The following is a 7,017-nucleotide window of genomic DNA, read 5'->3' as shown; positions in this document are numbered from 1 at the left end:
CGGGGGAAAAGCGCTGCACGGGCGGGCCGGGGGATATTGAAGCCGTCGAAGCCGGGAGCTGCCTCTCCTTTTCCCTTCCTCCTTCCCCACATCTCGCTTGCATGGCGTACCAGGCGCAGCCCCGCGCTTCACTATCCCCTAGCCTCGGGATGTCTAGCAACGTCGTACCTGCTTGCTGATCTTTGATAGGAAGGCCATCCAGGATAACCTCTTCGAGTGCACTCACCCACCGCTCCCGCCTCTGATGTAGTCGTAATGTTGTGCTGTTGCTTTGCTTCTGTTGATAGCGCTGAACGAGACGCGCCGCTCAGCGGTCAGTCAGACAGCCAGGGTGTGTCGTTTTCGCTCTCTGCCTGTCGATACCTCCCCGGTCAGCCCGGAGAGAGCGCACGGGAGGATCAGGCGCGCATCCCTGGCGCTTCGGTGGCCCAGCAAGCCGATCAGTCGGCGTTCTCTTGCTTGCTTTGCCTGGCCGCCTCTCCTCATGACGCGCTTTCCTTCGCGCCGCAGTGCTCCCCGCGGCGCCCCTCGCTGGGTGGGTGCGCCGACGCTCCTGCTGCATTGCCTATTATACTGCAGTTGCCATCGTCGCGCAAACCTGGCGCTCCTCAGCTTCCACTACTCGCTCGCTTGCCTTGAGCCAGGGGAACCCTGCCCCTCTTCTCCCCTTTACCTCCACCCTTCCTTTCTTATCTTACTGTAACCCGCTGACGTAATAGGTAGGTGGCTATCTGAGATAGACTGTAACTGATCGATGTAGCTATTGGGCCTCGGCCTGTGCGCAGGCAGGGCGAGGAGGGCCAATGTGAATATTGCACGCCAGAGCAAACAGGAGCGAAACCTTGCAACAGGACAGGATGCCGTGGATGTGCAAGCATTTCAACGCTTCTATGAGGATAATCTTCATCTCATCTATCGCTATGTCTACAGCAAAGTTGGCAATCGTGAAGAGGCCGAGGACCTGACCTCGCAGATCTTCATGAAAGCCGTGCGCCTGCTAAGTAGCGAGCGCGGCGCAGGCAGCCCGAGCTGGCAACGCTGGCTCTTCCAGGTCGCCAGGACTACCCTGGCCGACTACTGGCGCAGTCATTATCGTTTTCCTCTTGATTCTCTTGAGGAGCTGCTCGACGCCGGCTGGCAGGGGCCAAGCGAGGAGGTGTCGCTCTCCTGCCCTGACGAGCGACCAGCCGAGCGCGTCCAGCGTATCCTGCAGGCCCTTCCCGCCCATTACCGCGAGGTGTTGATCTGCCGTTTTCTTTTGAACCTCTCGATTAAGGAGACCGCCCTCCGTCTAGGGTTGAGCGAGGCCAATGTGAAGGTCCTTCAATTCCGGGCGCTCAAGCGCGCCGCCGAATTGGAGAGCGTTGTGACAGGCTAACGAGAATGGAGGCATCCGGTGAAGGTAACGGACCGGAAGGGAGGCGAGGTTTATGCCCGAGGGAGACCAGGAACGCTTTGAGGACTATCTGGAGCTAGAGCGCTATCTTGCAGCGTTGCAGGAGGACCGCAGGCCGCCGCTGTCCGCAGAGCTGACGCCAGCGCAGGCGCGGCTCTATCGCCTGGCTGCGCTCTTGCGCGCAGCAGCCCCCGGCGCCGCGGAGCCGCGCCCGGAGTTTGTGGCCGAGCTACGCGCGCGCCTGGAGCGTGAGCTGGCCGCCCAGGAAGAAGGCCCGAGCGAGTCGGCGGAGGCGGAGGCCATCGGGTCGAGTACGGAGAGCCCATCCCCCACCGTGGAAGCGCCGATCTTGCCCGCCGCTTCTCCTCCCGCCAGCTCCTCACCGCCCCCCATCGAGAGACGTTCTCGGCTCTCGCGTCGCCGTCTGTTGGCAGGCAGTGCGGTGGCCGCCGCCTCACTGGTGGCTGGCGCCGGGCTTGACCGCGCCCTCCAAGAGGCCAGTGGCGGACCTCACGGGGGGACAGGCCAGCAGGCTACTTCAGGTCCCACGAGCACGGGGCCAGGCGCGCCTCCGGCCTACCCAGCCCTGATTGGGGCCAATGTGCCTTCGCGCTGGCACTTTGTCGCTGAGGTCTCGGCCCTGGGTAAGCAGCCGGTGCGCTTTGTCACCGAGACGATCGCTGGCTATGTGATCCGGCAGGAGCACAGCCCCAATCGCAACACCAGCAGCGAGTATGGATCAGGAGCCTGGTCCGGTGGCAATGAGTCTGCGACCGCGACCTCTGGCGAGGAGATCATCGCTTTCTCAGCGGCCTGCACACATATGGGATGTCTGGTCGAGTGGCAGGAGAGCGATGGCAAGTTCCATTGCCCCTGCCACGGCGGCGTCTTCACCGCCAGTGGGGCGGCAGATCCGACCGCCGGACGCCTGCGCTATCTGGCCCCCCTGCCGCGGCTTGACATCCGCATCGAGGATGGTAAGATCTATGTGAGGATTCCTGCAACCACATCATCTTCCTAAGAGCAAAAACAGGATGAGACGCAATCTACTCGTTATTCTGCTCGGCCTGCTCTTTCTGGCGCTGCTGACCTGGCTGGGGGGTCTGGTGGCCAACCTCCCAGCAGCCTCCTCGGAGTCAGGACAACAGCAGGTACGCGCCGGCCCCTATGAGGTCACCCTCCAGCTGAATCCCGACCCGCCTCTCAGCACACAACCCGCAACCATCGTGCTACGCATTGCCGAGGCCGCCAGCGGCACGCTAATCAAGGATGCACACGTCCAGGTCGAAAGCACAATGCCAGAGATGGACATGGGCCTGCCCACGGTCTCCGCCCTCCCCAGCAGCGATGGCCTCTATCGCGCCCGGGTGCAATTCGTCATGGCTGGCCTCTGGCAACTGCATGTGACCATCCAGCGCGCCGCCCACCCCGATACGTCGCTTCTTTTTCAGGTCACTGCTCACTAATGCTCGCAGCCTGTCCGCCTACTCTGCCCATCTGCTCCCTGCTCTCTCTTTCCTACCTCCTTGCCCCTGGGACCCCACCAGCGTAGAATAGGAAGGCATCTTTACGATGCTTCTCTCTGTAACCTAAAAATTTTGACTTGCATATCCTTATGTAAAGATGTGCCATTCTGCAACGGAGAGGCCCTCTATGTCTACCCTCATTAGAAGATGCTGCTGTTCTCTTGCTCTCTCGCTTATGATGCTGCTCCTATTGGCAGCCTGCAACAGTGGCCAGGCCCAGCAGCAGACGCCCGCCAGCACCAGTGGTGCTAATGCGCAACATCTGTTACAGCAAAGCGAGGAGCAGCTGACGGCAGCACGAACACTGCACGCTGTGGTAACCATTCAAATTGATGGCGAAACCTATCAGGGAGCATTAACAAGTGAGATCTGGAAAGCGGCCCCTGCCAGAAGCCGCAGTCTGATTCTGCGCTCGACCCTGAGTGACTTTCCCGTCGGCGAGCTGATGGTCAGCAACGGGGAAAAGCTCTGGATCTATAATCCCGCGCGGCACATTGTCTACACCGGGAGCGTCAATAGCCAGGGCGGCTCGGCGCTTTTCGGCAGCAGCTCCAACCCGGTCAATCAGTTGACGCTCAACCTGATCGATCCCATCTTCAGCCAGAGCCAGGCCACGCTGACCTCGCAGGCGGCGACTGTCGACGGCCACAGCGCTACCGTCGTCCATGTCACCTCTCAGCAATCCGCCGCTTCTGGCCCCGACTATAGCGGCGATGTCTACCTGGATCGCAGCAACGATCTGCCCATCAAGCTGGTTCTCAATCTGCAGGGTTTCGCCCAGGTGACCCTGCAGCTGCCCACGCTGGAGCTGAATCGCTCTCTGGCCGACAGCCTCTTTAGCTTCACTCCGCCCGCCAATGCCCAGGTGGCCCCGCTGCTGCAAGCCAGCGCCACACCCACCAGCGGCACGCTGACCCTCGGCCAGGCGGAGCAGCTGGCCGGCTACCATCTGCTGAGCATCCCCTCCTCGCAGAGCGATTATCAGCTTGAGGGCGTCGATGTGCTCTCGACTGCCAGTGGACAGGTCTTTGTCCTCCACTATCTGAAAGGCGACCAGAGCTTTTCGATCCTCGAAGGTAAGGCGCTGGCCAACGAGCCGCTGCCCAGCGGCACGACCCTCACCCTGCGTGGCACTACAGCGACCTATTCAACAGGTAGCGATAATCCCACCCTGGCCTGGAAAGAGCAGGGTCTGGGCATTCGCATCAGCGGCGATCTCGACGAGCAAGAGGCCATTGCCATCGCCAACCAGCTCAGCTGAATGGGCCTGAGCACAGCGATCCTGCCGCCTTCCACTCAGGCTTTGACAGCGACGAGCAGGTCGCGCTTTTTGATGACACGATCCACCGTATGTGCAAATTGCGTGTACGGTGGATCGTTGCGCGTCTGCAGGCCGCTGTAGCGCTCGACAAGGGCGCAGATGTCCTGGCGTGGGAGACGCGTGGCGTTCCAGGCGAGGGCCAGCGTCCCTCCAGGCAGGAGCAGCTCGCTCCAGGCCGGGAGGGCCTGCTGCAGGAGAGCCCCGACCTCGCCGAGATGCTGAATGCCATAGGGGAGATCGCCTACAATGGCATGAACGCGCGGTCCTCCGGGAATGGTGCGCAGATGTAGCGGGGCCTCGCTGCTATCGCCATGCACCAGGACCAGCAGGCGCGCCTCGCCGCTCTTGCCCCCCGGCCTGACCTCAAACTGGTAGCGCTTGCCGCTGCGATGACGCTCGCAGATCTCCTTAAAGGTAATCCCCTCGCCAGTGAGGTACTGGCGCAGAAAGACCGCCGTCGTCTCGACATCCTGACGCTTCTGCTCGATGCCGAAGGCGTCGTAACCAGCGGCCAGGGCTACAAAGAGGGTCGTCCCTCCGCCGGCCAGGGGATCAAGAATGCGCAGGCGCTCGCGGCTGGTAGCATAGGCTCCGGCAAAGAGGGCCACATTGAGCAGGACGCGAGTGAAGATCTCGTTGGTCTTGCCTTTGTAACGCCGCACCTCAGCGATCTCCGGCGAGATGAACGGCTGCCAGGGCCAGGCAAGAGGACGAAGAAAGGGACCCTCGACGCCGCCGACCTCGGCAAAGTATTCGTAAACCTCGCTAATGGTTCCCAGGTGAGCCAGCAGACGTAAACATTCCTCACGGTCGAGCCGTCCCTCTTCTATGTTCACCAGCAGATAGCTCTGCTCACCCAGTACGATGCGCTGCAGCTCCTCGATGGCTGGGCCGAGGGGACTGGCGCGCAGCTCTGGCTCGGCGAGGGTCTCGACCATGTTGCTGTACTGATTGCTTCGCTGCGGCCTGATCTTGAGTGCCAGTCTCATGGAGTGGAGTATAGCAGGTCAGGTGGCCTTTGTCGCGCCTCTTTGAGTCATATTATTCGCTGTCTCTCTGCCGTGCCGGCCTATCCTCACCAGGAAGCCCCCTGAGTTGGCGTGACAGGGCCAGAGCCACCATGTAGAATAAAGAACAGAAAGCAGGGAGAGGAGAACTATGCATATCGTTGACGTTGCCCGCATGCGCGAACTGGAGATGCGGGCGGATCAAGAATACGGGCTGAACACCTCCATCTTAATGGAGAATGCCGGTCGCAGCGCCGCCGAGCTGCTGGCCAGCTATATTCGTGAGCGACAGCGGCGCTCGCTGAGCGAGTGCGAGTTACTCTTTCTGATTGGTCCTGGCAACAACGGCGGCGATGGCCAGGTCATGGCCCGCCACCTGGAGGCCGAGGGAGCGCACATCACCCTCTACCGCTGGAAGGAGCGGCGGCTGATGCGCGAGGGCCGCGAAGTACCAGCAGAGCAGGTGGAGGAAGAGCTAAACGCCGTGCTCCAGCGCGTCGGCTATGTCATCGATGCCTTGCTGGGCACCGGGCGCTCGCGTCCTCTGCCAGAGGACATGCGCGCCCTCCTGGCCCGTGTTGAGCAGGAGCGAGTCCGCCGTCCCGGCGAGCTGCTCGTTGTGGCCATCGACCTGCCGACCGGTGTCAACGCCGACACCGGCGAAGTCGATCCCGGCAGCATCCGCGCCGACCTCACCATCACCCTGGCCTGTCCCAAACAGGGCTTTTTCTTCTTTCCCGCTCGCGCCTACCTTGGTGAGCTGTTCGTTGGCAGCATTGGCCTGCCCGAGGAGCTGGAGCGCGACCTCAAGGATGAGATGCTGGATGCCACCCTGGCACGGACGCTGCTGCCGCCACGTCCTCTAGAAAGCAACAAAGGCACCTTTGGACGCGTCATGCTCTTCTGCGGCTCGCCTCCATATCCAGGCTCGGCCTATCTGGCCGGCAGCGCCGTTCTGCGGGTCGGAGCCGGCTTAGTCACGCTGGCCGTCACGCCCGACCTGCTGCCCATCTACGCCTCCTCGCTGCATGAGGCCACCTACGTTCTGCTGCCAGCTGGTGAGCCGAGCGAACAACGCGGCCAGGAGCAGGCCCGGGCGCTCTTAGAGCACCTGAGCGGCTACCGGGCGCTGCTGATCGGTCCAGGTCTTGGTCGCACACCGGCCACGCGCAGCGCCATCCTGGCCTTGCTTGACGGTCTGCACAGCTTGCCCGAGGACGAGCGTCCGGCGCTGGTCATCGATGCCGACGGCCTCAACAACCTGGCCGACGTTGAGAACTGGTGGCAACGGCTGCCGCCGGGCACCGTCATCACCCCCCACCCGGGCGAGATGAGCCGCCTGCTGGGAGGGACCAGGGTTTCAGGCGGTGGCATCGATCGGCTGCAGGTGGCACGCCATTGCGCCCAGACCTGGAACGTCATCCTTGTCCTCAAGGGGGCCTGTACGCTGATCAGCGAACCAGCGGGACGGCTGCGCATCAACTGGGAAAGCAACCCGGCCCTTGCCAGCGCCGGTACGGGCGATGTCCTGGCGGGCATGATCGCGGGCTACCTGGCGCAACGCCTCACTCCTTTCGACGCCGCCAGCCTGGCCGTCTACCTACACGTGGCCGCCTCCAAGCTGGTCAGCCAGCACTGCGGCGACGCCGGCCTGCTGGCCTCAGACCTCTTGCCACAGATCCCCGCCGCTCGTCTGCGACTGCTCCAGCCCACCTGAGCGCCCCGCGCATCGCATCGCGGGTCGCCACTGCGGGCCAGCCCTCAGCT

At 62.6% G+C, this 7,017-nt stretch carries 6 protein-coding genes; 5 read left to right on the top strand and 1 reads right to left on the bottom strand.

Annotated elements, in window-relative coordinates:
* Nucleotides 1–805: 805 nt before the first annotated feature.
* The 4 genes from IRZ31_RS08315 to IRZ31_RS08300 all read left to right on the top strand — a co-directional run bounded on the left by IRZ31_RS08315 (nt 806) and on the right by IRZ31_RS08300 (nt 4,183).
* A complete protein-coding gene (locus IRZ31_RS08315) occupies nt 806–1,378 on the top strand; it encodes a sigma-70 family RNA polymerase sigma factor (RefSeq protein ID WP_297152288.1) in 573 nt (190 codons plus the stop codon).
* Between the two features lie 52 nt (nt 1,379–1,430).
* Nucleotides 1,431–2,417, top strand: a complete 987-nt coding sequence (locus tag IRZ31_RS08310; protein ID WP_297152285.1) for a ubiquinol-cytochrome c reductase iron-sulfur subunit — start codon at nt 1,431–1,433, stop codon at nt 2,415–2,417.
* 13 nt (nt 2,418–2,430) lie between these two features.
* Nucleotides 2,431–2,862 (top strand): FixH family protein, encoded by a 432-nt coding sequence (locus IRZ31_RS08305; protein ID WP_297152281.1) that lies wholly within the window; start codon nt 2,431–2,433, stop codon nt 2,860–2,862.
* A gap of 187 nt (nt 2,863–3,049) precedes the next feature.
* The gene (locus IRZ31_RS08300) at nt 3,050–4,183 is read left to right on the top strand and encodes a hypothetical protein (protein ID WP_297152278.1); all 1,134 of its coding nucleotides are present in this window, start codon (nt 3,050–3,052) and stop codon (nt 4,181–4,183) included.
* A 35-nt stretch (nt 4,184–4,218) separates the two neighbouring features.
* Here IRZ31_RS08300 and IRZ31_RS08295 read toward each other — a convergent pair whose 3' ends face one another.
* Nucleotides 4,219–5,181: a hypothetical protein gene (locus IRZ31_RS08295; protein WP_297152275.1), complete on the bottom strand. Its 963-nt coding sequence runs from the start codon at nt 5,179–5,181 to the stop codon at nt 4,219–4,221.
* A gap of 220 nt (nt 5,182–5,401) precedes the next feature.
* Between IRZ31_RS08295 and IRZ31_RS08290 the strand changes: the two genes are divergently transcribed.
* On the top strand, nt 5,402–6,967 hold the full coding sequence (locus IRZ31_RS08290) for an NAD(P)H-hydrate dehydratase (protein WP_297152272.1): 1,566 nt from the start codon (nt 5,402–5,404) through the stop codon (nt 6,965–6,967).
* Nucleotides 6,968–7,017: the final 50 nt, after the last annotated feature.

Source organism: Thermogemmatispora sp. (genome assembly GCF_019683635.1).
Taxonomy (GTDB): Bacteria; Chloroflexota; Ktedonobacteria; order Ktedonobacterales; family Ktedonobacteraceae; genus Thermogemmatispora.
The sequence above is the reverse complement of the archived record's forward strand: the minus strand, read 5'-3'. Positions and strand labels throughout refer to the sequence as shown.

Coding starts and splice junctions, on each gene's coding strand:
- IRZ31_RS08310 (WP_297152285.1), top strand. CDS start 1,431: ATGCCCGAGGGAGACCAGGAACGCTTTGAGGACTATCTGGAGCTAGAG.
- IRZ31_RS08290 (WP_297152272.1), top strand. CDS start 5,402: ATGCATATCGTTGACGTTGCCCGCATGCGCGAACTGGAGATGCGGGCG.
- IRZ31_RS08295 (WP_297152275.1), bottom strand. CDS start 5,181: ATGGTCGAGACCCTCGCCGAGCCAGAGCTGCGCGCCAGTCCCCTCGGC.
- IRZ31_RS08305 (WP_297152281.1), top strand. CDS start 2,431: ATGAGACGCAATCTACTCGTTATTCTGCTCGGCCTGCTCTTTCTGGCG.
- IRZ31_RS08300 (WP_297152278.1), top strand. CDS start 3,050: ATGTCTACCCTCATTAGAAGATGCTGCTGTTCTCTTGCTCTCTCGCTT.